Origin of the sequence: Prevotella brunnea, assembly GCF_008016795.1 — a bacterium.
Lineage (GTDB): Bacteria > Bacteroidota > Bacteroidia > Bacteroidales > Bacteroidaceae > Prevotella > Prevotella brunnea.
In genome coordinates, this window is record NZ_SDIK01000018.1 from 31,959 (window position 1) to 58,401 (window position 26,443).

Genomic DNA, 26,443 nt, shown 5'->3' on the forward strand with positions numbered 1-26,443 from the left:
GTTACAAAACATGATGCGTGTAACGACAAAGCTAAGATCGCTTTTTAAGATTCCGGAAACGAAATATACGTCAGGAGAAATTTTCCGATGGCTGTGGCGTGCTTGGCAAGGGAATCGCTTGCAGGCAGTGCTGAATGCTGTCATCGGATTGCTTGGCGTCGTGGTTTCGTTGTCTTCCGTGTGGGCGGTGCAACACGCCATCGATGTGGCATCTCACTATGTGCAAGGCGATATCGTTGTGGCTGTTGCTTTCATGGGTCTTCTCATTCTTTGCAGCTTTGGGCTTAACATCGCCTCGGTTTGGGTGAGCAATTTGCTTGGAATTAAGGCGCAGAACAGAATGCAGCAACAACTCCTTGACCGCATCTTACGTTCGGAATGGCACGGACGCGAGAGCCGTCATTCGGGCGATGTGCTGAATCGGTTGGAGATTGATGTTACCAACGTGGTGAACTTCCTGACGGAAATTATTCCCGGTGCTCTCTCCACGCTTGCCATGTTCTTGGGAGCGTTTTGTTATCTGCTGTTGATGGATTGGCGATTGGCTATACTCATCGTCATCATGATACCGGTTTTCGTGCTACTTAGTAAGATTTATATTCGTCAGATGCGCCGTCTTACGAGTCAGGTGCGTTCCTCCGACTCCAAAGTGCAGAGCGTTCTTCAGGAAACCATTCAAAACAGGATGCTCATCAAGACCTTGGAAGGCGATGTGGCTGCCGTTGATCGGCTGGAAGACACTCAGAGCGAGTTGCGCAGTAGGGTAGTGAAAAGGACGAAATTCTCTGTCTTTTCCAATTTGGTGCTTAACTTGGGGTTTTCATGTGGTTACTTGTTGGCATTCGCGTGGGCGGCGTTTCGCCTTTCCACCAACACGCTTTCCTTTGGTGGCATGACGGCTTTTCTGCAATTGGTGAACCGCATACAGAATCCTGCCCGACAGCTGACGCGTCTTGTGCCCTCTTTCGTTTCGGTGTTTACTGCGGCGGAACGCCTGATGGAACTTGAGGAAGACCCATTGGAAGAACAAGGAAAGCCCATTGAGTTGGGCAGACCATGTGGCATAAGGTTCAAAGATGTGAGTTACTTTTACGACCGGGAGGATGGAAATGTCATCGACAATCTGTCCTTTGATTTCCCTCCGGGTTCGTGTACGGCAGTATTGGGTGAAACCGGATCCGGCAAAACTACTCTTATCAGGATGATGTTGGCATTGTTGCGCCCGCGACAAGGAAAAGTGGAAATCTATGATGATAAAGAGAACTTGGAACTGACACCACGTTTTCGCGCCAATTTTGTATATGTTCCACAGGGAAACACGCTCCTTAGCGGTACGATTCGCGAGAACCTGCTCTTGGGAAAGATGACTGCGACGACCGAAGAAATGGAGGAAGCTCTGCGAAAGAGTTGTGCCGAGTTCGTGTTCGACCTCCCCAATGGGCTTGACACACAATGTTCTGAAAAGGGTGGAGGACTCAGTGAAGGACAGGCACAGCGCATTTCCATAGCTCGCTCACTGCTTCGCAACCGCTCCGTTATGCTTTTCGATGAGGCTACGTCGGCTCTTGACCCCGAAACAGAACGCCGACTGTTGGAAAACTTGCTGAAAAACAAGAATAAAACGGTGATATTCATCACCCATCGCCCGGCTCTCATTCCATATTGCGACCGGATATTGGAACTGAAGCGAACAGCTCGGGCGAAACACGAGAATGGCAAAAGTTCAAATACAATAAGAGAGAGTGAATTTAATAAATAAATAAGATTATGAAACGAATATTTTTATCAATGATGATGCTCTTGACTGCTTTGACAGCCCTGCACGCTCAAGACGCGGATGCCAAGTATGCGGTGAATCTCTTAAAACCGGGAACGATGGCACCCGACTTCACTTTGCAAACGGCTGATGGAAAAAACATCAAGCTAAAGTCGTATCGAGGCAGTTACGTGGTGCTCGATTTTTGGGCTTCGTGGTGTCCGGATTGCAGAAAAGAAATTCCGGAAGTAAAGAAACTTTGGAACGATTTTCGGGATTATAATGTCCGTTTCATCGGAATTTCTTTCGATACCGATAAGGAAGCGTGGGTAAACACCTATTGGGAGAAATATCAAATGAATTGGATGCAGGTTAGTGAACTCAAGAAATGGAAGCGTGAAACCTTTATCGATCGTCTTTACCACATCGATTGGATTCCCACCATGTATCTTATCGACCCGGAAGGACGCATTGTGTTGGGCACTGTTCAGATTGAGAAAATAAGAAAGGCTTTGGAAGAAGCGCAGCTGCCCCTGAAAACCAATGCTTCGGACGTGGCTCCGCAATATGTTGGTGGCGATTCCGCCATGCAAGCCTATTTCATGGAGAACGAGCTTTATACGATGAAAGCGCGCAAGTGGCGAGTGGAAGCCAATGTGTTGGTATCGCTGAACATAGAGATTGATGGCAGTACTTCCGGCGCAAGGGCTTTGGAGGTGAACGGACTGAAAGCCACCAACCCGAAATTCGAGAAACTCACACCCGAAGAACAACAGGCAATCTTAATCGATGTGGAAACATTCTTCAAATCCGAAGCCGTGCGTCTGGTGCAGCGAATGTCCAATTGGAAACCGGCGGAGAAGAACGGGCGTCCCGTGATGGAGAAAATCACCCTTACCGTTCCTTTCGATCCTTATCAGAAAGCCGGTAAAAAGAAAGTCTGACAACAGCCCCCTCCTCCCTATACTCATAGGGAGCTTCTCTTTACCATCTGTACAAATGTAATCCCCTTGTTTCGTAGCCGTGAAAAGAAACTATCCCATCAACTGCCTTTTTACCGTTTTAAAGACCGATAACAATGAGTTCTCGATACATCGGTTGTTTGAATCCGGCATCTTCATAAAAACGATGCTCGTTGTTTTGTGTGTGTTTGGCAACATTTCTTTCATGAAAGCCCAAAGTAGCGACTCGTATCTGAAGCACCGAATCACCTTGAGTGGGGCATTGACCTCAAGCGATACTTGGCAGTTAGACGCAGCCTATCATCGCATGCTCCTCCCTTACCTCGGAGTTGGAACATCAGTGGGCTTGTGGCGTCAGTACGGAACGGACGGCATTCCAATGGGTGAAGGCTGGGTAGTGCGAGAAGAGAATGAGAAGATTCACCAATTCTATTTGCGTCCCTCTGTTTATTTTGTCTCGCCTGCGATATGGAGGATTTCCGATGCCCGACTCCATGTTTTCCTCGAACCCGGATGTATGCTTTCTGCTCCTTACGATAAACTTTATGTCAGTTTGTCCGGAAAGCGGGGACAGTATATGGATTACGACAAGGTAAGTACGAAAGAAGGTCGCTGGTATGCTTTCGATTGTAAGTTAGGCTTCAATCTTACTTTCGGCGATGCCGTTCTTTCGGTAGGTTATGTTTGTTCCAATCTCGACATTTTCACAATGCGTCGCCACATGACATACAGGGACATATCATTCAACGACTTTTATCCCGAAAAGAAAACTTTGCATGGCGGATTCCTTTCCTTCAGTTATTGCTTTTGAGACATCAATACATAGAAATAGTCGGCAGTTTTTTTTCGTGTGAAAACCATCGGTTTGCGAAAGCTAAGCTTTTACATTCCAAAAGCTCACCTTTTACAACGCAAAAGCTTAGCTTTTGGAATGTAATACCTTAGCTTTTGGATGACAGCTTGTAAATAGTTGATTTTCAGTCTGTTCTCTTATCGTGATTTTCCTCTCGTCATTGCCGTGTCTTTTACCCCATTAGCCTGCCGACGGAACGGACAAGTTGGCTTCCGAGTACTGCAACGGTAATAACCAACAAATGATTCTTGACAACCTCCCGGTTTTTAGTTTTCGTGATAATAATATTCATATAATTTAACAGAAGATTTCTGTTAGTAAGATTTTTTTTTTTACATTTGCAGCATATTACTATTAAATTTATTTTGAACCATTAAAGTATGACGAAGTTAAAAACAGATTTCTTATTTTTACTTTGTGTGCCTATGTTCTATTTATGCCGGGATACTGATATTGAACTTAAAAAATAACATAAAAGCAATTGATATGAAACTACGGAAAAGACTTTTGGCGATATTCTTGCTCTTCGGTTGTGTGTCAGCCATGCAAGGGCAGAATAAATTTCATTTTGATTTAGATTACCACTATTATTTGGGTTTATCTGAAAAATTTATGAATCGAACGTTCCATCGCGACACTGATAAAATGGGCGGAAACTCTTTGCGTTTCACTGCTCGTTACGACCTTTCTCCTCTTTGGTCTGCAGGAGTGGGCTTGGGATTGGATTGTTACACGAATCCTTCGTACAATTCCATGCCGATTTTTGCCACAGTGAGATGTAAAGCCATAAAGACTGTTCCGGAACTTTACGCTTTTTCAGATTTGGGCTATGCCGTAAAGGTGGGGGATTATTCGAAAGGGTTCACCGGTAGTCTGGGTATTGGTTATACTTATAGCTTCGCAAAGCATTTAGGAGTGAACTTTCAAATTGCATACAACTTGAAATGCTTTGACGACCTGCCTACCTACACGATTGATACAGGCTTGAACAGAACGACTTATAGCGAGGAAGATGCCACGCGTCACTCGTTGTCGTTTGGTATTGGCTTGACGTTCTGATTGTCGCTCATCTGTCGTCTTTGGCGGAGGTGATGAGCATGGGACGAAAAAAAGGTCATCTTTCGTATTGTGGAAGATGACCTTTTAGAATTTAAGTGCTGATCTTTCGCAAGTATTTTTCGCAAAAAAAATCTTTTGAGTGTTCAGCTTTCTGTTTTGAAGAGTTGCATTCCCTTTTTTTTAGTAATCTCTGTTTTGATTCGGAACGTGCCGTTATTTTATTATTATTTTTTTGCCTTTATGGATGTAAATTCCCGGTTGTACCGGCTTCTTGAGTCGTTGCCCGGATAAATTGTAATAATAGGGACTTTCGTTAGTGTTTCCGGCTTTCTCGCACTCGATGCCCCGGATGGCTGTCGTGGTGTTTACCTTGTATTTCCAATCGTCTTTCTGCGATGAAATGTCGATGAAGGTGTCTTGTCGGATGTTCATCACATCCACTGTCTGCGATTTGTTCATCCCCATGTTGAACACGAAGTTGATGGCATCGGACGAAGAGTTGATGCGGAATTGCTTTACGAAATATCTTTTTCCACCTCTCTCCGTGGTAGTTGTTACCGCGTTGCCGGGCCACGGACTGCTTGTCGCACTTCCCCAGTAATAATAGTTGATGGAAGGAGTCGGGCTTGAAGTCTTAGCTTCAGCCCATGTTTCGTCCGCATTATCTGCGTTTACATATACACTGATGTTGTAAGGTTGGAAATCAACGATGTCGTAGTGGCGAGTGCTAATGCCGGTAACAGTCCCATTGATGAGCAAACCGACTTTCAGCGTGGTGGCTTTTCCTTCCGGAATGGTTATCTTCGATTCGTTTTCAGCCATGGAGCTGCTTGCTTTGGGGTCGCTTCCGTCTATAGTATAAACAATCTTCGCATTCGGATTTCCCGTAACAGCTGTCAGTGTGACGCTTTGTGCACCATCGTAACTTCCACTTGGCAGATCCGCCCAAGCGAAACTCGACGTGTTCTTGTCGGCATAATATGCCCAATTCTCTCCACCGGTGATTTTTATCCATTTCGATTGTGTGGCGAAAGTAGCCGCCGGCCCCACGACAGTAAGCAGGTTGCCCATGTCACCCTTTGTTACCATGGCATAGAAATCGTTGCCACTGACGAGTTTGGTTGCCGTACTTCGGTTGCTGATGCCTAATAGTTTGCGCACGGTTATCATGTTCTTGATGTCCTTCTTGCAACTTTGCCAATGCTTCAGGAAAACGCAAGGTGTTCCCGGCATGGCCATGATGTAAGCGTTGGCTGCCGAAATGTTGTTTCTTATCGGGTCTTGCGTGTTGCCGCCTCCTCGATCCTCCGTGTCGTGGTTCTCTACGAAGGTTACCGCATAGCGAGCATAATCGGTGAGTTTTGCCAATCCTTGTCCGTCCAATGCAGCCCAATTGCCGTTGTTCACCGCATCGCGGATGGCATATCGCAGTGGGAAATCGAAAGCGGCACTGGTGATGACGCCCCCTGTCCGGGTGCTTTCTATCCAGTTTTTCACTTTCGCAAGGTTACTGTCGAAATATTCACCTACTGAAAATTGCGGTTGTGTGGCAGTGTTATAAAGCCCGGTGAAACTACCGGCGTAGCCTTTTACCATGTCGTAGCGAAAACCTGAGTAACCAAATTTATTGATCAGCATGTTGAGGTATGCCTTTACCGTCTTTTGTACGTTAGGGCTGTGATGGTCGAGGTCGCGCATGCCATCCCATCCCTCTCCGGTATCGTTGTTCTGGCTGAGCGAGACGTCCTGCTTCGTGGCTTCGGCTTGAGTTTTTCCTTTGTCATCGTCTTTCACGATGTCGGTTGCTCGCATGGTATAGGTTGCTCCTTCGTAGGTCTCCGTAGGGAAATCGAACCAGTTGCTCACGTTCCCACGATGATTGATGACGATGTCGGCTATCGTGCCTATCCCTTTTTTCTTCCATGTGTCGATGAGGCTAAGCAGTTCCTTTTCCGTTCCGAACGAACTGGTGTAGTCGCTGAACCAATAGAGAGGGTCGTAGCCCATTGAAGGATTATGGCTTGGTTTGGCACTTTGAGGAATCCATACAAGGTCGAAGAAGTCCACGATATCATTTGTCTGTGCTTCCAAGTTGGTCCATTTTGTATCGTCGAAGGAATCCCAATAAAATCCTTGCAGCATTACACCTTTATAGTTGTCTTGCCACCCTTGTGCGAGTGAGGAAAGAGCAATGCAGCATAATGTAAGCAGCGTAAATATTTTTTTCATGATGTTTCTTTTCTATGTTTGCCTGATGTTTGGTATTTATTTGTCTGGCATATTGCGAAAAAAAGGAGAGGATGCACTGAGCATTCTCTCCTCATTGTGGTTATGAAAGCAATGTCAGTCTGTTAGTTCTTCTTGAAGACTACTTTATGGTTGCCTTCGTAAGAAATATAGAGCTTGACAGTATAGTTTCCTGCCTCATCGATTTTCAGATTTTTACCGTTGTTCTCGGTCAGGTCGTCGAAGCTGTATGAATTGTCATTTGAACCACCCCACGATAAATCCCAATTACCGTTGGCACGGAATTTCATTTCGCCTACTTTCAAATCTCCCGTCCACGTCCATGCCTTTTCGTTCTTGTCATAAGTCATGTCGGCGTCGGAATTCCAATCGTTGGGGGTAGCACTGCCGATGATTCCTATTTTAATTGGTGAAATGGAGTAAGTGCCATCTGCCAAACTTGCCTTGATGCGATAGAAGCCCGGTGTGGGAACGAGAATGTTTGTTTCGCCTTCTTCCACGAGAATGCCATCAGCTCCGCCTTTGCCCCAGTCCGGAGCTTCCCATGAACTTTCATGGCTGCGGAACTTGAATTCGCCTTCCAGATAGTAATAACCCAAATAGTTGCCATCCAGTTCTTTGCTGCGCATCTTGTCCGTACCTTTATCGCCCCAACTGTTGCTGTTGCCGGCAATGTAGATGAACTCTGCGAAGTCGGGAGCAATAAGCTGTGCCTTTACGATGATATCCACCGTGTTGGTGAAGGCTTCACCCCTTGCGAGAACAATTGTGTTCTTTACTGTGGCAGGAATGGAGCGCGGGTCGCCGGCCTTGCCATAGAGCTTCTCGATGGCTTTCTGTAGTTCTGCCACGCTTACGAAGCCTTCCTCGTTAGCTTGAAGAATATAGTTGGCAGTCTTCTTCGCGTTGTAGAGTGTAATGGTTGTTGTCTGGCTTGCGATGGGGTCGTCAGTCTTTATCACGGGCGTGAACAACTTGACGGTTTCAGTCTTAACCTGTGCGAAATCGATGATACCTGACTCGGCTGTAGCCGTAAAACTCACTGTCTTTCCGGGTTGTGCTTCGTTGCTGATGGGGTCTGCCCAATCCGTATAGTCGTCGCTTCCTCCGCAACTTGCGAGAAGAACGATACTTAATAAATAGAATATCTTTTTCATTTTGAAACTCCTTGTTATAGCGGAGCCGAAGCTCCGCGTTTGGTTCTGAAATTATTGTTGCTCAATGAAGAAGAACTGTTTTGTGAAATCGTTGAAGAACACTTTGTACGTTCCCTTCTTATAAGGAATGTTGGCTGAGCCGGATGCCACTCCGAATGGGAATTCGGCAATACCCCAGCTTTCGTCCCAGCTGCCTATGGCAAATTTAACACCACCTTCAATGGGAGAATTCTCATCGAATGTAATAGTGGTGAACCAGTCGTGGTTCTCCGGTGAAGCGAAGATCGGAGTCATCGGGTTTCCTTCTTTCTCGTTCCATCCGTTCTGTGTGCCGGGCATTGTTATTTTTGCGTAGGTGGTTGTGGGAACGGTCGCTGCAGGTTTGATGACACAAGTCAGAGCTTTGGTGTCCATCGTGATGGTGTAATAGCCTGCTGCCGGAACGGTAATGTTTCCCGGATCCGAACCACCGTCGCGCAGTGATGTTCCGAGTGGCGTTCCGTCAGAACACCATACCATGTGATCCCAATCGCCCGGAGTCTTCACAATCTTGAAATTGGCATCAGCGGGGAAGTAACCCGTGTATTCAAACTTGCCATCACCGGTTGCCTTGTCGTAGGTCTCGCCTGCCTTTGTATAGAGAGGCATCATGGAAACACCGATGGCATCGGCAGCATTGGTCCACTTGCCGTCTCCAATGCAACTACCAATGAGATACCATGTGGCAGGAACGGCATCCTTCAGTTCCACATAATAAGGAACAACGGTCAGCTTAACGGCGTTGGAATAGACCGTCTGCGCTCCTTTTGTATTGGCGAGGCAGCGCACCCAGACATCCATCGTTGCAGGTACTTTTCCCTCTTCATAGCCGTTCAATTGCTGCATTGCTTTCGCCATGTCTTTGGTGAAGAGCAGTCCATTGCACGTTTTATACGATTCTATCAACGTAACGTAATTAGCTACGCCAAGTTGTGCGTCAAGATCACCGTTGGCATCAAACTCCTTAGTGAACTGTCCATCCTTTGAAACTTGGAACTGATATTCCACTCCTGCCGGGAAACCGTAATCGGGTTGCGACCATGTGAAAGTGATGGTCTTGGCATTCAATAAGTCTATTCCTGTTGAATAAACCGGCTGATTGAGTGTGAAAGTGCTCGGCTGTTGGAGAATGGGATTGTCATCCCTGTCATCGGAACATGCCGTAAATAAGCCCACACAGCAAATCAGCATGACTAAACTAAATATCTTTTTCATATTCGTTCTGTATTTTGTTTTGTTGCGAAGGAGCCTTTGCGTGTCGCTTACGGCTCCTTGCAGTATCGTATTAGTAACCCGGGTTCTGTTTTAAATTGGTGTTCGCGCCCAAGTCTTTGTCGGGGATAGCATAGATGTTGCGCGTTTCAGAGAAGTTTCTGCCGTTCTTCGCACCGCCTTTCCATGTCCAATTGTAATTGTTGTTACCACCGAATTTGTTGAAGCGGATGAGCGTGTTGCGTCGCATTCCTTCAAAGTAGAACTCACGACTCCATTCATCGCAAATCTCATCGAGCGTATAAGCAGTCTTGAGGTTGGGGTTGTTGGCGCGCTCACGAAGAGCGTTGATGGCTTTGGCAGCGTTACCCGTTGCTGTGCCGCCATTAAGATGAGCTTCTGCTTCAGCATACATGAGGTAGGCCTCGGCTGCGCGCATCAATGGGAAGTCCATGTCGGGGAATTGGGCATCGTGGGTGTTGGAACCATCGGAATGGAAGTTCAAGAACTTTGCTACCGCATAGCCATCAGTGAATGTGGATTGTGTGGCGTTGTCCAATTTGCGATCAACACCCCAGAAGATGGCACGGTCGTCAGATGCTTTGGTGGTCATCTCGTAAGATGGCACCTGTGGCGCATTGCCTGCCGGGAAGAACTTTGCCAGGAGATCCGGACGAGCTCTGTTACCGGCCCAGTTACCCGTTGTACCATTGGTAGCATCGGGATTATCTTTGTCTGCGTGCATCTTGCCATCGAACGTGGAGGCAATGACAAAGAGCGAACCACCATAGCTTGTTGTAGTCAAACCGTCTGCCTTAATGGGGAAAATGATTTCCTTCGCTGCGCTTGACTCGCCATTGTCGCCCATGAAGAGTTTCTGGTAAGCACTCCATCTTCCAGTGGGAGTGGTGTTGAGCTGGAAGTCAGAGTCCATGACTTTCTTGGCATAGTCTGCTGCTTTCTGCCATTGCGCTTTACCTATATATACCTCTGCATTGAGATAGAGTCGTGCTAACAGCATCCAGTCGGCAGCCTTATTGGCACGACCATAACCAGGTTGATCTGAGGTGAGTGCTTTTGCTTCCAATAAATCTGGTTCAATCTCCAAGAGCTCTTTCTCCAAGAAGTCGTAAACTTCCTGTCGTGTAGCCTGTTTGGGTTTTTCCACCGTTGTCAGACTGAAAGGAATGTTTCCAAAAGCGTCCATGAGGTAGAAGTAATGGAGTGCGCGAACGAAGCGAATCTCTGCCGTCATAGTTTTGTCGTAATCGCCGGCTTTCTGGAGATAATCGTTGCAATAAGTGATACCCGTTGTCAGGCGATAATAGTACATTGCGGTCATCGGATGAGAAGCTCCGAATGTATTATAGACGAACTCTGCGATGCCGGGGTCTCCCCAACTACAAATGGCCTCATCAGTGGAAAGCTCGTTAGCGTTCCACATTTGGCGGATAAATCCCGCTGTTCCACCATCGTAACCATCGAGGTCGGAGTCGCCGTTGGCACCACCGTTTCCGGGAAGAGCCAAGTTTGCGTAACACTTATTGTACTCTCCTATGACATTATATTCTGTGCTGATATTGGGATCTTTTGGATTTTTCGCGTTATCCAAGTCGCCAATACAGGACGAAAGGCTCATCGCTAAAGCGAGTGTTGCCATTGGAACCATGTTTTTTAATATATTTTTCATTGTTGCTTCGATTGAAATGTTAGAAATTGAGGTTCAAACCTAAGATAACGGAGAAGGGACGTGGGTAAAGATTATTGTCGATACCATTATTTGTCTCCGGGTCAATCCCGTCATATTTAGTCAATGTGAGAACATTGGAAGCCGTTGCGTATATGCGTCCGCTCATTCCTTTCCAAGCGTTTGATTTGAACAGATTCGTGAAACTATAGCCCAACGTGATGTTGTCCAACTTCAAGAAGCTGGCATTCTGTACGTAGAGATCGGATTGCTGCGCCGTGTTCTCATTCGTTTGCCAATTCTTTTCAAGCGACATGATGGGTCGGTTGGCTATGTAAGCGTTTTGAGCGTAGATGGCGCCCGGGCTTACGTTGGCAGATGTGGCAGCGATGTTGTTGAAAACGTAATTGCCAATGCTTGCACGTAGGGTGAAACCGAAGTCGAAGTTTTTATAGTCCATGCGTGAAGTCATACCCATTGTTACGGGTGCCGTTGCAGCCTTGTAGAGATATCGGTCAGCAGAACTGATTTGTCCATCGCCGTTACGATCAACCACCTGATTTTCGATGGGTTTACCATTCTTATCATACACCTGTTGATAGACGTAGAAAGAATTAGCAGCAAAGCCAACCTGATGTGCCAATACCTTGTTAAATTGTCCTCCGGCATCGGGACCGGTCTCTACAGGCATACCTCCTGTGGTTACTCCGTTCAAGTCTGTAATCTTATTATAGTTGTAGGTGAAGTTATAACCGATGGTCCAATAGAAGTCTTTTGCTCTAACGGCTTTCCAGTCGAGTTGGATTTCCACACCGGTGTTGTTCATCGAGCCGATGTTTTGCCATGCCTGATTCTTGAATAATCCCATAGCCGCGTATGGTGCATAGTTCAGAAGGTCGGTAGTTTTTCGGAAGTACCAATCAATAGAACCGGTCAGTCTCTGATTCCAAAGTCCGAAGTCAAGTCCGGCGTTATAAGTGGTAGTGGTTTCCCATTTCAAATCGGGTGTATAGTTTGCCGGGCGGTAGAGCGTACCATCCTCCGGTGTAATCTTTCCATCGCCGTTCATGTCGATGAGTGGATAGAAACCGTTAGTTCCCGAACTCTTTTCGTAAGTGGGTATCCATGCATAGTCGGCAACGCCTTCCTGCTGTCCGGTCATACCCCAGCCCAATCTGAGCTTCAAGTCGGATAGCCATTTGATATCCTTGAATTTGTTTTCATCCTTAATCTTCCACGCGAAAGCGAATGATGGGAATACTGCCCAATGGTCTTTGAAGCGCGAAGAGCCATCATCGCGCACCGTAGCCGTTATCATGTAACGATCCATTAAAATATAATTTGCGCGTCCGAAGAAAGATACCAAATAATGGTCGGTCGCGAAATAATAAGGAGTGTGTGGACGTGCCGTACCTGCCACTGAGGCGTCGTTATTGGTCAAGGGGTAGTAGCCGATGTAATCATTGTTCTTGTCCTGATAGAAGCTCTGATACTCGTAACCAGCCATGATGTCGAAGTGGTGCATCTTGTTGAAGTCCTTATAATATTGCGCGTATGCACTCAATGACAGGTTACGTTTGAAAATCTCCTCATATCCATAGGAACCATAATACATCGCTCCGGGGTAGCCCGGCAATTTGTTCGTTGTTTGTTTTCCTTTTGCGATGTCAGCACCCAATGTGAGATGTAAGCGTAAATCCTCGAAGCCGTGAACTTTATAATCAAAGTCGGCGCTACCAATGAACTCACGACTGTTAGCGTGGTCGTCCATTTGGTTGAGAAGTGAGAGTGGGTTGGCAGTAGCCTCGTTAAATTTCGTGTGTTTCCATTGATTGTCTTTCAATGAAGAACCATCGGTGGGCCATTGGAAATAACCTCCGAAGTTTTTAAGTGTTTGGTCGATTCCGGGCATTGCCGTGTGGAATGGTGATGTGAAAGCATTGACGGCTTGAGTGGGGTCCATCCAAACAGCGGCACCAATCGCACCACCATCAGCGAATTGTGATTTGGCATACATGCCCTTTGCGTTCAAATTCATGTTCAGATGGTCGTTGAAGAACGAAGGACTCAAGTTCACAGCAGCTGTGTAGCGTTTGAAATCAGATGTTTTTAAGATGCCCTGCTGATTGGTATAGCCCATGGATACGCGATACGGCAAATTGTTGTTTTCTCCCATCTGTGTAGTGCCCGAAACCGTTACGTTATGGTCGTGGCTCCATGCCGTGCGATAAATCTCATCTTGCCAGTTCGTGTTTGCCGTACCCAACATTCTGTATGGATCGCTGTCTTCTCCAAAGATATTCTTGATGAAATCGCGATACTGATAAGCGTCCATCACGTCGATGGTCTTTTTCTTCATACTCATCGTAACGCTACCCGCGTAAGAAATGTTCAGTCCCTTACGTCCTTTCTTGGTAGTGATGATGATGACACCGTTGGAACCGCGCGAACCATAGATGGCTGTTGCCGATGCGTCCTTCAAGACGTTAAAGCTTTCAATGTCCTGAGGGTTGATTGTTGAGAGGATGTTGGAAACGCCCTTTACACCATTGTTGTCAATGGCCAGACCATCGATCACGATAAGAGGGTCGTTTGATGCGTTCAGAGATGCGCCGCCGCGAATACGGATTTGTGTGCCTCCACCCGGCGTGCCATCGTTGGAAATTACGCTAACGCCGGCAGCTTTTCCTACCAACATGTCCTGCGCGTTTACCACTACGCCTTTGTTCTTCTCGTCCGGCTTCATGGCGAGTACCGACCCCGTGAGGTCGCTCTTCTTCACCGCTCCATAACCAATTACCACAACCTCGTTCATTTGTGCGGCATCTTCCTGAAGGGTGATTACCATTCCGTCTTTTGCCGTAACTTGTTGCTTTTGATATCCGATATAGGATATGGTGAGTGTAGCACCCGGTTGCACACTGAGTGTGAAATTGCCATCGAGATCGGTCATGGTGCCGTCTGTGGTTCCATTAATAAGAATGGAAGCACCTATCACCGCTTCTCCGGTAGCATCTTGTACATGTCCTTTGACAACTGTTTGCGCAAAGGCTCCGATTGACAGGAATAACCCAAGTAGAAGGGTGAACATCCTGACAGGAAATTTGCTTTTTACCTGCTTCATCATTTTGTTGCTAAAGTTAATAATATAGAATAAATTGTTTATTACTTGTTTGTTCTCTCGGTTAATAGTCTGCCAAGACTTACTGAAGGCAAAGGTAACCCTCTTTGAGCTATTTTGCACTTTTTTTTCTTTGAAAATGCAAATTAACTTGCGCAATCGTTTGCACACACAAATATACGATAAATAATTGATATGGGTCAATTATATTGTAAAAATTTGTATTTTTGCCCTACAAAAAGTTTATTTCTCAACCAAAGACAATCTTAACCTATGCAAGAAGGTGGAAATTTAACAATGAAAGATATAGCCCGAAACCTTGGTGTTTCGGTTGCCACGGTGTCGCGAGCCTTGAAGGACAGTCCCCGGATTTCATCGGAAAAGCGAGCGGCGATACAGCGTTATGCGCGCGAACATAACTTCACTCCCAACCTGATAGCCGAGACCTTGCGCAAAAGTAAGGTGCAACCATTGAAGATTATCGGCGTTATTGTTCCCCAATTTACGCATTTCTACTTTTCCACCGTTCTTGCCGGTATTGAGGAGGAGGCTTCTGCCAGAGGTTATCGCGTCATGGTGGCGCAAAGCGATGAGCGATACGAGCGCGAAGTGAATATTTGTCGTTCGTTCTATGAGAACAAAGTTTGCGGAGTTATCGTGTCGCAGGCAAAAGATACAGTGAAATACGACCACTTCAAACACCTGATGGATCAAGGGGTTCCCTTGGTTTTCTACGACCGCATCAGCACCGGAGTGAATGCCAGCCGGGTGGTGGTGGACGATTACATGGGAGCTTTTTCCGCCGTTACCCATCTTGTTGATACCGGTTGCCGCCGCATCGCTTTTTATGGTGTTTCCCTCAACCTCGAGATAGGAAAGAATCGGTATAACGGGTATCGTGATGCACTGTTGAAGAATGGCATTCAGCCCAATGACCAACTAATAAGAATGTGCGACAATCGTGCCGATGCTGAAGCCATCACGCCCGATATGTTCACCTTGCAGAATCCTCCCGATGCTTTTTTTGCCGTGAACGACGATACAGCCATTGGTATTCTCTATTCGTGCAAGCGCATGGGCTTGCGTGTGCCCGACGACATTTCTATCTGTGGTTTCACCAACGGTGTGCGGGCGACTGCCTGCGACCCCATGCTCACTACCGTGGAGCAGCGCGGAATAAGAGTGGGAGAGGAGGCGGCGAACATTCTCATTGATAAAGTGGAAGGTGCATTGCCCATGGATTCGGTGGAAAAGCGCGTGGTGCGTACGCGACTCATCGTGCGAGGCACATCTCGATAGTCTCAATCTTCAATGAATACATTTAAATTCTATTGCAATAAACAACAAACAATAAAAAAATGAAACAGAGAGCAGACAAGACTTTTTGGCAGTTGTGGAACCTCAGCTTCGGTTTCTTTGGCGTACAGATAGCCTACGCTTTGCAAAGTGCCAACATCTCCAGAATTTTCGCTACGTTGGGAGCCGACCCACACAACTTGAGTTATTTTTGGATTCTCCCTCCGCTGATGGGCATCTTGGTTCAACCCATCGTCGGGACATTGTCCGATAAGACGTGGACACGCTTTGGTCGGCGCATTCCCTATCTCTTTGTGGGTGCCACTGTTTCCGTGCTCGTGATGTGCTTGTTGCCCAATGCCGGTTCTTTTGGTATGGCTGCTTCCACAGCCATGGTGTTCGGATTGGTATCGTTGATGTTTCTCGATACCAGCATTAATATGGCGATGCAGCCTTTCAAGATGCTTGTGGGCGATGAGGTGAACGAGAAACAAAAAGCCTTGGCATACTCCATTCAGAGCTTTCTTTGTAACGCCGGTTCTTTGGTGGGTTTTGTCTTTCCCTTCTTTTTCACCGCGTTGGGCATTGCCAATACCGCTCCCGCCGGCATTGTTCCCGATTCAGTGATATACTCGTTCTACATCGGTGCCGCCATTCTCATTCTCTGCGTACTCTATACTACCGCGAAAGTAAAGGAGATGCCACCGAAGGAATATGCCGAATACCATCAACTCGTGGAGACCGGAAACGAGTCGAAAGCCGATTGGATAACCTTGTTGAAGAATGCGCCAAGCACTTTTTGGAAAGTGGGACTGGTGCAGTTTTTCTGTTGGTTTGCTTTTATGTATATGTGGACTTACACCAACGGCACGGTGGCTGCCAATTGTTGGGGTGTTGATATGCTTGCCAAGAACGCTACCTCCACATCCGGCTATCAAGAGGCCGGCAACTGGGTGGGCATTCTTTTTGCAGTTCAGGCGGTAGGTTCGGTGCTGTGGGCAATGGCTTTGCCACTCATCAAGAACAAGAAGCTGGCATACAGCCTTTCATTGGTTTTGGGTGGCATTGGCTTTGCCATGACGGCTTTCGTTCACGATCCATATATCATGTTCGTTCCCTTCTTGCTCATTGGTTGCGCTTGGGCGGCTATATTGGCAATGCCTTTCACTTTTGTTACCAATGCACTGGAGGGCTACGGACACATGGGGACTTACCTCGGATTGTTCAATGGCACGATTTGCATACCGCAGATTATCGCCGCCCTTGTGGGTGGTTCCATTCTCAATGTGGTGGGTTCCGTGCAAAGCCACATGATGATTGTTGCCGGTGTGTCATTGGTCTTGGGTGCTTTGTCGGTATCGACCATCCGGGACGAGCCCACGCGTTAAACATATTTCTTGAATGAAGAAGCATGAGGCGGACTTGTTTTGTCGAACGGATAAAACAAGTTCGCCTTCTTTTTTTGCTATCCCATGCGAACGGAACCGCACGAATTTTCCGGGAGAAATGTCATTCGTCCGGGTGTAAAAAACTATCTGTTTTCAAAAGCTTAGCTTTCGCCTCGCAAAAGGTGAGCTTTTAGGAGTCAAAAGCTTAGCTTTTGCAAGTCAAAAGGTGAACTTTTAAAACGTGAGATGTAGTGTGCTGATTATTAGTGTATTATGAATTTTTCGTATTGTCGGTATTTTTTGCGATTTCTCTACCATGGAAACACGCGCTCATTGGTAAAATACCTTTAATGCAAACGTTTGCGCACTTTTTGATATAAATCATTTAAAAACATGTTTCCACATTGCTTATTTATTAGTATCTTTGGAGCAGATAAACCAATCAACGACCCTATGAAATTACATTTTTGCATAGAATATCATACTTTTTACGGACAAGACCTTGTCCTGAATGTTGTTACCGGCAGGAATATGGACGATTCTGATGTCGCACAGTATAGAATGCACACTGAAGATGGCATTTGTTGGAAGGCGGACATCGATTATGAGGCAATTCCCGGTTCGCAACTGAATTATTTTTATAATGTTCAGGTGGGCGACGTGGAGGAGCGTTGCGAATGGAAGGTAATTCCCCATAAACTTCTGTTCAATGCTGACAATGCCCGAAGTTACACGGTGTTTGATCATTGGCGCGACATTCCTGAAAATGCGTTCCTCTATACCTCTGCCGTTACCAACTGCGTGGGAGGCATGAAAACGGAGAAGCCCGACATAGTGGATGAAGAGCAATGCTTGTGTTTTAAGGTGCGTGCACCGCAACTCGGCGCGGGCGACCGGTTGTACGTCGCCGGGAGTGATCCGGCTTTGGGTGCGTGGAAGGAGAAACGAGCCTTGCCAATGATTCGGCAAGGCGTGAATGAATGGGCGATAACCATTGATGCGACAAAGTTGGCGGACAGAAGACCGGAATTTAAGTTTCTGATTAAAAATCCGGTGAAGGACTATTCCCCCTTGTGGGAAAACTGCGATAACCGCGTGGTGGAACTGCCTGTTATCGACAATGGTGATGCGGTGGTCTATGAATTGGATGAGGCTCGCTTTACGTTCCCTCCCATTCGTGTGGCAGGAACGTTGGTGCCACTTTTCTCCTTGCGTTCCGATGACAGCTTCGGTGTGGGCGACTTCGGCGACCTGAAGAAGATGATTGATTGGGTGAGCACTACGCGTCAGAAAGTGTTGCAGATTCTTCCCATCAATGACACCACTGCCACACACACATGGGCGGACTCCTATCCATACAGTTGCATTTCCATCTTTGCGCTCCATCCGCAGTATGTTGATTTGAGAGGTCTGCCGACGTTGAAGGATAAGTCTCGAAATTACGAGTTCGGCATGTTGCGTCGGGAATTGAACTCACTCGCTCAGATAGATTACGAACGAGTGAACAAAGTGAAGACGGCTTATCTGCGATTGTTGTACGCGCAAGAGGGGAAAAGTGTAGTGGCAAGTAGGGAGTTCAAGGAGTTCTTTATAGAGAATGAGCATTGGCTGGTGCCTTATGCACAGTATTGCTTCTTGAGGGAACAATATGGTACGGCTGACTTTTCAAAATGGAAAGGGCATGAACAATGGAATGAAGCCGATCGCAACGCGCTGACCTCGCCACGCAACAAGGCTTACAAAAGTGTGGAGTTCTATTATTACGTGCAGTTTGTGTTGAGCAGTCAGCTCAAAGAAGCGCACGAGTATGCTGTTTCCAAGAACGTAATCCTCAAGGGCGACATTCCCATCGGCGTGAGTCGTTATGGCTGCGATGTGTGGACGGAACCTCGTTACTTTAATCTTGACGGACAAGCGGGAGCACCACCCGATGGTTTTTCTGCCAACGGGCAGAACTGGGGCTTCCCCACTTACAATTGGGATGCCATGATTGCCGATGGCTGTAAATGGTGGATACGCCGTTTCCGAAACATGGCAAACTATTTCGACGCTTACCGCATCGACCATGTCTTGGGCTTCTTCCGCATCTGGGAAATTCCGATACATTCCGTACATGGCTTGCTCGGACAGTTCTCGCCGGCTTTAGGCATGACAAGGGAAGAGATAGAAGGCTACGGACTGCATTGGCAGGAAGATTTCTTTACCGAGCCGTTCATTGCCGACTGGGTGCTCGAGCGAGTCTTTCGCGAACATGCCGAAGAGGTGCGCCAAAAGTATTTGGAGCCTACATGGGGAGGACGCTACAAGATGCGCCCGGAATACGATACACAACGAAAGGTGGAAAAAGCCTTCGAGGGGAAGAACTCCGACACCGACATTTGGATTCGCGATGGATTGTATGCGCTCATCAGCGATGTACTCTTCGTTCGCGACCATAAAGACCCCAATCGCTTCCACCCCCGCATCACCGTTCAGATGGATTTCATTTACGAAAGCCTCTACGACAGTGACAAGGCGATATTCAACCGCCTGTACAACGATTATTTCTACCGCCGCAACAATCAGTTCTGGTATCAGGAGGCGATGAAGAAATTGCCGAAACTGGTCAATGCGACGCGTATGCTCGTATGCGCTGAAGATTTGGGCATGGTGCCCGACTGCGTGGCTTGGGTGATGAACGAGCTGAAGATACTCAGTCTTGAGATACAGAGCATGCCGAAAGATCCGAAGGTTACGTTTGGTCATCTCGGTGCCAATCCATACCGCAGCGTCAGCACTATCTCTACCCACGACATGGCAACGCTCCGCCAATGGTGGGATGAGGACTGGGAACGGGCGCAGCACTATTTTAACAGTATGCTGCATCAAGACGGACCGGCTCCGCATCCGCTGCCTGGTTGGACGGCAAGAGAGATTGTCGGACGACATCTCGCCTCGCCGAGCATGCTTTGCGTATTGGGCATTCAGGACTGGATGAGCATTGATGAGCGGTTGCGGCTTGCCGATGCGAACGCAGAACGCATCAATGTCCCCGCCAATCCGAAGCATTATTGGCGATACCGCATGCACATCGGTATTGAGGAACTGATGAAGGCAAATGATTTCAACCATAACATCACGGACTTGATAGCACAGTCCGGGCGATAAAGAACCAATGAGCAATGGGACGCAAATGGATGCGTCCCACTGCTCGTATATAGAAGGACAAATAAAAGCAGATATGAACAGATTGAAGTTGTTGGTCGTAGTGCTGTTTTCAGCCGTTTGGGCGATGGCACAGACCACAGGAGAAAGCAACAAAGAAGTATGGAAGAAACAAGAATCGCCCGACGGAAATGTGGTGGTGGCGTTCGGCATTGACAACGGACGGCCTTGCTACACGATGCGGTTTGGGGACAAGGAAGTGATAAGGAAATCGTATCTCGGACTGGAACTTGCCAAAGACAAGCATGCGTCGAAAGGCAAGGAGGAGACCGATCTTATGGACGGATTTGAGTTGCTGCAGACCGCTTGGACCTTTGTCGATAACACATGGAATACCGTATGGGGAGAGTCGAGCCGGATACGCAATCACTACAACGAGATGGCAGTAAACCTTTACCAGCCGGACAGCAAGCGGAAGATGACCATCCGCTTTCGGGTCTATGACGAGGGAATGGGACTGCGCTATGAGTTTCCGCAGCAGGAGGAGCTCAATTATTTCATCGTAAAGGAAGAGCACACACAGTTTGCCATGGCCGGCGACCACACGGCTTGGTGGATTCCCGGCGATTACGACACGCAGGAGCAGGAGACACAGGAGACGAAGCTCTCCGAGATACGCTCGCGCTTCCACGAGGCTGTGAACTGGGGCAACTCTTCGGTCAGCGTCTTCTCCGAAACGGGTGTGCAGACGGCATTGCAGATGAAGACCGACGACGGACTTTACATCAACCTCCACGAGGCGGCATTGGTAAACTATCCGGCGATGCACCTCAATCTCGACGACAAGACGATGACCTTCGAGTCGTGGCTCACGCCCGATGCCACTGGCAACAAGGCCTATGTTCAGACACCATTCAACACGCCTTGGCGAACGGTGATGGTCAGCGACGATGCCCGCACGATGCTGTCGAGCAATCTCATCCTTAATCTCAACGAACCGTGCAAGTTGGACGACACGAGTTGGATACACCCCACGAAGTACTGCGGTGTATGGTGGGAGATGATTGTGGGCAAAAGTTCGTGGAACTACACCGATGAATTCCCCTCGGTGAAGCTCGGACAGACCGACTACGCAAAGGCGAAGCCCAACGGACGGCACGCTGCCAACACTGAAAGGGTGAAGCAATACATCGATTTCGCTGCCGAAAACGGACTCCAGCAGGTGCTCGTCGAGGGTTGGAACATCGGATGGGAGGACTGGGCAAACAGGTGGAAGGAAGACGTTTTCGACTTCGTCACGCCCTATCCAGACTTCGACATCAAGGCGCTCAACGAATATGCCGAAGCGAAAGGAGTGAAGCTGATGATGCACCACGAGACCTCATCGAGCGTCATGAACTATGAGCGACATCTCAACGATGCCTTCAATCTGATGAACCGATACGGCTACGACGCGGTGAAGACGGGCTATGTGGGCGACATCATCCCACGTGGCGACCACCACTTCTCGCAAACCATGGTGAACCATTACCAGTATGTGGTGGAACAGGCCGCCAAGCACCACATCATGGTGAATGCCCACGAGGCTGTGCGACCCACCGGACTTTGCCGCACCTATCCCAACCTCATCGGAAACGAAAGTGCGCGCGGCACGGAATACGAGGCATTCGGAGGCAGCCGCCCCGACCACACCCTCATTCTGCCCTTTACACGATTGCAGGGCGGACCGATGGACTACACGCCCGGCATACTCGAAACGCAGCTCAAGACGTGGAGCGACAACCCGAACTTCATACACACCACACTCGTCGGCCAACTCGCACTCTATCTGACAATGTACAGCCCACTCCAAATGGCAGCCGACCTGCCCGAAAACTACAAGAAATATGCCGACGCCTTCGAGTTCATCCGCGGCGTGCCGTGCGACTGGAAACAGAGCATCTATCTCGAAGCCGAGCCCGCACGCTACATCACCGTGGCACGAAAGGCTCCCTATCCAGACGTGGACTGCTGGTATGTCGGCGGAAAATGCAACGAAGACGGACACACGAGCGTCATAAAGCTCGACTTCCTCGAAGCCGACGACTACTACGACTGCACCATCTACGCCGATGCCAAGAACGCTCACTACGAGAAAAATCCGAAAGCCTATACCATCAAGAAGAAGCGCGTGAAGAAAGGCGACGTGCTCAAGATAAAGCAAGCACCCGGCGGCGGTTTCACCATGCGATTGTATGAAAGCAATCCACCCGTGAAGAAAATCATGTTGATAGCCCAGTAATCAAGCAGACTTACCAAGCTTTCCGAATGAAAACAACGCAGCGAAATGAAGAAGAAATAGACGATGCACCGGAAAAGTATAATCGTTTCGATAAAAAAGTACGAACTTTTCAGAGAAAAAGTACGATCTTTTTGATGAAAAAGTACGTACTTTTTTCCGAGGTACTTCCATCGTTTTGCAAAGCATTGATAATCAAACAATTACAAAAGGCCTATTTTCATAGCAAAAACAACCGAATTTTCACCGCCAGAAACCGAAAAAATAGTAACAACCGCCCCCACATCTCACCTTTGAAAAGGCCCGTGGAGGCACCAAAAAAACAAAAGCAATGAACCCAAAACACCTCATCCCGACCCTCCTCTTAGCCCTCTTGCTCCCGCAAGGAACAAAGGCACAGGAGCTTTTCAATGAAATAACCTACTCGCCAAAGGCCACCGTCTTCCAGCTCAACGCACCCATCAAACCCACCCTCCGCCTCTACGAAGCCGGACGAGGAGGCAAAGCCTATAAAAAAATAAAGATGCAACACGCAGCCGAGAACCGATGGACAGCCACCGTCAAAGGCAACCTCAAAGGAAAATTCTACACCTTCGACATCGGACGGGGCGAGACTCCAGGCGTGTTCGCCAAAGCCGTCGGCTGCAACGGCGCACGAGGAGCAGTCGTGGACATGAGCGAAACCAACCCGACAGGCTGGGAACAAGACCGCCGACTGCCGACCAACAGCCCCGCCGACCTCGTCATCTACGAGATGCACCACCGCGACTTCTCCATCGACCCCTCATCCGGGCTGCTGCACAAAGGCAAATACCTCGCCCTGACAGAGCAGAAAGCCATCGACCACCTCAAGCAGTTGGGCATCAACGCCGTGCACATTCTCCCCTCCTACGACTATGCGTCAGTGGACGAATCGCAACCCGACAAACCACAATACAACTGGGGCTACGACCCACTGAACTACAACGTGCCGGAAGGAAGCTACTCCTACGACGCCACACTGCCCACACGCCGCATCATCGAATTCAAACAAATGGTGCAAGCACTCCACAAAGCCGGCATACGCGTCATACTCGACGTAGTCTATAACCATACCTACGACATCGAGGGCAGCAACTTCGAACGCACCTTCCCCAAAGCCTATTACCGCTATACAGCCGACGGAAAGCCAAGCAACGGCTCCGGATGCGGAAACGAAACAGCATCAGAGAAACCACTCATGCGCCAATTCATGATCGAAAGCATGAAATATTGGGCAACGGAATACCACATCGACGGCTTCAGAGTCGATCTCATGGGCATACACGACATCCAGACCATGAACCTCATCCGCAAGGAACTCACCAGCATCGACCCCTCCATCTTCATCTACGGCGAGGGATGGAGCGCAGGCACCTGTGCCTATCCAATAGAAAAACTCGCCATGAAAGCCAACATCAGCCAACTACCTGGAATAGCCGCCTTCTCCGACGACCTACGCGATGCACTCCGCGGACCATTCTCCGACGACCGTCAAGCCGCTTTCTTGGGAGGAATAAGCGGAATGGAGGAAAGCATCAAGGCAGGCATAGCCGGCATGATTGCCCACCCACAAGTGGACTACTCAAAGGTGAACTACTCCAAACAACCCTACGCCGCAGAGCCGACACAGATGATAGCCTATGTCAGCTGCCACGACGACATGTGTCTGGTGGACAGAATCAAAGCCTCCATACCAGAAGCCGCTTATGACACCGAAACACTTATCCGCCTCGACCTCCTCGCACAGACAGCCGTATTCACCTCGCAAGGTGTGCCCTTCATGCTCGCCGGTGAGGAAATGCTGCGCGACAAGAAAGGCGTCCACAACTCCTACAACTCCCCCGATTCAATCAACCGCATCGACTGGAACAATCTCACAGCCTATCCACAGGTATTTAACTACTACAGCGGCCTCATCAACCTCCGCCACAACCATCCAGCTTTCCGTCTCGGCACTGCCGACCTCGTGCGAAAGCATCTGGAATTCCTGCCCGTGCAAGACTGTCTCGTAGCCTTCCGCCTGAAGAACCACGCAGGAGGCGACAAGTGGAACAACATCTACGTCATCCTCAATGCCAACAACCAACTTCGCACCGTCACGCTTCCGCAAGGCAAATACACCATCGTCTGCACCAACGGCGAAATCAATGAAAACGGACTCGGCGAGATGGAAGGCGGCGAAGTGATGGTGGACGGACAATCGGCACTCATCCTCCACGATTAGAAACATCACAAACGATAAAACAATCAATCCGTATGAAAAAAATTACCTTACTGCTTTCACTCTGTCTGCTCACACTCACCGTGAATGCCAAGATAAAGATAAAGAAAATTGACCCCACCTATTGGTATGTAGGAATGAAAGATGCCTCGCTGCAACTCATGGCTTATGGCGAAGGCATCAAGAATGCCGATGTGAACATCAACTATCCCGGCGTGAGAATTGACTCGCTCGTCCGATTGGATTCGCCCAACTATCTCCTTCTTTACCTTAATATGGACGGAGCAAAAGCCGGAGTGATGAACATAGAATTTACACTCGGAAAGCAGAAAACAACCGTTAAATACTCATTGCTCAACCGCACGATGGCAGGCGAAGAACGCAAGGGATTCGACAATACCGACGTGCTTTATATGCTCATGCCCGACCGCTTCGCCAACGGCAATCCCAAGAACGACATCATCAAAGGAATGCACGATGAACGCTGCGACCGCAACGAACCAAGCCTCCGGCACGGTGGCGACCTCGAAGGCATCCGGCAGCACCTCGACTACTTCACCGAACTGGGTGTGACGGCTCTCTGGTTCACACCTGTATTGGAAAACGACCGGCCTGCAGACGACGGGAAGTACAGCACTTACCACGGCTATGCCACCACTGATTACTACCGTGTCGATCCTCGTTTCGGAACGAACGAAGAATACAAATCGCTCGTCGATGCCTGCCACGCCAAAGGATTGAAGGTGGTGATGGATATGATTTTCAACCACTGCGGCGACTATCATATTTGGAACAAGGATGTACCGTCGAAAGATTGGTTCAATCATCCTGGTTACGGTCTTCAAACTTCCTATAAACTCACACCTGTCCTCGACCCCTATGCCAGTAAGGTGGATATGGCGGAAACGGTCGATGGTTGGTTCGTAAGCTCTATGCCCGATCTCAATCAACGCAATCCCCACGTCATCAAATATCTCATACAAAACTCCGTTTGGTGGATAGAGACCGTCGGCATCGACGGCATCCGCATGGACACCTATCCCTATGCCAACCGAAAGGCAATGGCCCAGTGGATGAAAACCCTCGACACGGAATATCCGAACTTCAACACCGTCGGTGAAACATGGGTGACAGAACCCGCCTATCCTGCTGCTTGGCAGAAAGACAGCAAGCTATCCGACTGTAACAGCTATCTCAAAACCGTGATGGACTTCGCCTTCTTCGACCGGCTATCGATGGCAAAGAACGAGGAAACCGACGATTGGTGGAAGGGGCTCAACCGCATCTACAACGTCTTGTGCTACGATTATCTCTATGCCAACCCATCGGCCGTGATGGCATTCGTCGAGAACCACGACACCGACCGTTTCCTCGCCAACGGCAAGGACTCCACTGCCCTCAAGCAGGCTTATGCTCTTCTGCTGACGATGAACCGAACACCGCAGCTCTATTACGGTACGGAAATCCTGATGAATGGCACGAAGGAAGTAACCGATGGTAATGTCCGCAAAGACTTCCCCGGTGGTTTCCCTGATGATAAGGCAAACAAATTCACCCGCGAGGGACGCACGGCAGCCGAGAATGCCATGTTCGATTGGACCAGCCGTCTGCTTCATTGGCGACAAGGCAACGAAGTCATTACGCACGGCACGCAAACCCAATTCATCCCATATCACGGCATTTACGTCATTGCCCGCCAATACAAAGGCAAGAACGTTCTGACTATCCTCAACGGTAAGCAAACTGACAACCGACTTGAGGTTGCCCGCTATGCCGAAATCATTGGGCAGCACACCACCGCAACAGATGTAACAACGGGCAAGACCATTGATTTGACGAAAGATATCCCAATGACCCAACGGCAAACAATGATTCTTTCCTTCTAATAAATCAATTGATTTACCATCCTTACGAATAAAATCTAAAAACAGAGGGCTACCAATTTATTTTGGTAGCCCTCACCACATTGTCCTTGCTAAGACACGATAGAATAGTGCGGTTT

16 protein-coding genes are annotated in these 26,443 nt (G+C 48.4%); 11 read left to right on the top strand and 5 right to left on the bottom strand.

Annotated elements, in window-relative coordinates; all coding sequences use genetic code 11:
* The first annotated feature begins 13 nt into the window (after window positions 1-13).
* From ETF27_RS02810 to ETF27_RS02825, 4 genes are all read left to right on the top strand, one after another.
* On the top strand, window positions 14-1,759 hold the full coding sequence (locus ETF27_RS02810) for an ABC transporter ATP-binding protein (RefSeq protein WP_147785491.1): 1,746 nt from the start codon (window positions 14-16) through the stop codon (window positions 1,757-1,759).
* 8 nt (window positions 1,760-1,767) lie between these two features.
* On the top strand, window positions 1,768-2,700 hold the full coding sequence (locus tag ETF27_RS02815) for a TlpA disulfide reductase family protein (RefSeq protein ID WP_147785463.1): 933 nt from the start codon (window positions 1,768-1,770) through the stop codon (window positions 2,698-2,700).
* Window positions 2,701-2,779: 79 nt separating this feature from the next.
* The gene (locus ETF27_RS02820) at window positions 2,780-3,529 is read left to right on the top strand and encodes a hypothetical protein (RefSeq protein ID WP_147785464.1); all 750 of its coding nucleotides are present in this window, start codon (window positions 2,780-2,782) and stop codon (window positions 3,527-3,529) included.
* Between the two features lie 528 nt (window positions 3,530-4,057).
* A complete protein-coding gene (locus ETF27_RS02825; RefSeq protein ID WP_147785465.1) occupies window positions 4,058-4,630 on the top strand; it encodes a hypothetical protein in 573 nt (190 codons plus the stop codon).
* Between the two features lie 213 nt (window positions 4,631-4,843).
* Here ETF27_RS02825 and ETF27_RS02830 read toward each other — a convergent pair whose 3' ends face one another.
* The 5 genes from ETF27_RS02830 to ETF27_RS02850 form a co-directional block, all read right to left on the bottom strand.
* Window positions 4,844-6,859: an alpha-amylase family glycosyl hydrolase gene (locus ETF27_RS02830; RefSeq protein WP_147785466.1), complete on the bottom strand. Its 2,016-nt coding sequence runs from the start codon at window positions 6,857-6,859 to the stop codon at window positions 4,844-4,846.
* A 122-nt stretch (window positions 6,860-6,981) separates the two neighbouring features.
* A complete protein-coding gene (locus ETF27_RS02835) occupies window positions 6,982-8,034 on the bottom strand; it encodes a SusF/SusE family outer membrane protein (RefSeq protein ID WP_130830163.1) in 1,053 nt (350 codons plus the stop codon).
* A gap of 51 nt (window positions 8,035-8,085) precedes the next feature.
* A complete protein-coding gene (locus tag ETF27_RS02840) occupies window positions 8,086-9,288 on the bottom strand; it encodes a SusE domain-containing protein (RefSeq protein ID WP_147785467.1) in 1,203 nt (400 codons plus the stop codon).
* A 70-nt stretch (window positions 9,289-9,358) separates the two neighbouring features.
* A complete protein-coding gene (locus ETF27_RS02845) occupies window positions 9,359-10,975 on the bottom strand; it encodes a RagB/SusD family nutrient uptake outer membrane protein (protein ID WP_130830161.1) in 1,617 nt (538 codons plus the stop codon).
* A 19-nt stretch (window positions 10,976-10,994) separates the two neighbouring features.
* A complete protein-coding gene (locus tag ETF27_RS02850) occupies window positions 10,995-14,096 on the bottom strand; it encodes a SusC/RagA family TonB-linked outer membrane protein (protein WP_147785492.1) in 3,102 nt (1,033 codons plus the stop codon).
* Between the two features lie 270 nt (window positions 14,097-14,366).
* Between ETF27_RS02850 and ETF27_RS02855 the strand changes: the two genes are divergently transcribed.
* The 7 genes from ETF27_RS02855 to ETF27_RS02885 all read left to right on the top strand — a co-directional run bounded on the left by ETF27_RS02855 (window position 14,367) and on the right by ETF27_RS02885 (window position 26,327).
* On the top strand, window positions 14,367-15,392 hold the full coding sequence (locus ETF27_RS02855; RefSeq protein WP_130830158.1) for a LacI family DNA-binding transcriptional regulator: 1,026 nt from the start codon (window positions 14,367-14,369) through the stop codon (window positions 15,390-15,392).
* A 59-nt stretch (window positions 15,393-15,451) separates the two neighbouring features.
* Window positions 15,452-16,777, top strand: coding sequence for an SLC45 family MFS transporter (locus tag ETF27_RS02860; RefSeq protein WP_130830157.1), 1,326 nt, complete (start codon window positions 15,452-15,454; stop codon window positions 16,775-16,777).
* A gap of 453 nt (window positions 16,778-17,230) precedes the next feature.
* A complete protein-coding gene (locus tag ETF27_RS02865) occupies window positions 17,231-19,924 on the top strand; it encodes a 4-alpha-glucanotransferase (RefSeq protein ID WP_147785468.1) in 2,694 nt (897 codons plus the stop codon).
* Window positions 19,925-19,997: 73 nt separating this feature from the next.
* Window positions 19,998-22,202: a glycoside hydrolase family 97 protein gene (locus ETF27_RS02870; protein WP_147785469.1), complete on the top strand. Its 2,205-nt coding sequence runs from the start codon at window positions 19,998-20,000 to the stop codon at window positions 22,200-22,202.
* A 26-nt stretch (window positions 22,203-22,228) separates the two neighbouring features.
* The gene (locus ETF27_RS02875; RefSeq protein ID WP_147785470.1) at window positions 22,229-22,534 is read left to right on the top strand and encodes a hypothetical protein; all 306 of its coding nucleotides are present in this window, start codon (window positions 22,229-22,231) and stop codon (window positions 22,532-22,534) included.
* The gene (gene pulA / locus ETF27_RS02880; protein WP_147785471.1) at window positions 22,531-24,444 is read left to right on the top strand and encodes a type I pullulanase; all 1,914 of its coding nucleotides are present in this window, start codon (window positions 22,531-22,533) and stop codon (window positions 24,442-24,444) included. The genes ETF27_RS02875 and pulA overlap by 4 nt, the downstream gene beginning before the upstream one ends.
* Before the next feature lie 32 nt (window positions 24,445-24,476).
* Window positions 24,477-26,327, top strand: coding sequence for a glycoside hydrolase family 13 protein (locus ETF27_RS02885; RefSeq protein WP_147785472.1), 1,851 nt, complete (start codon window positions 24,477-24,479; stop codon window positions 26,325-26,327).
* The last annotated feature ends 116 nt before the right edge of the window (window positions 26,328-26,443 follow it).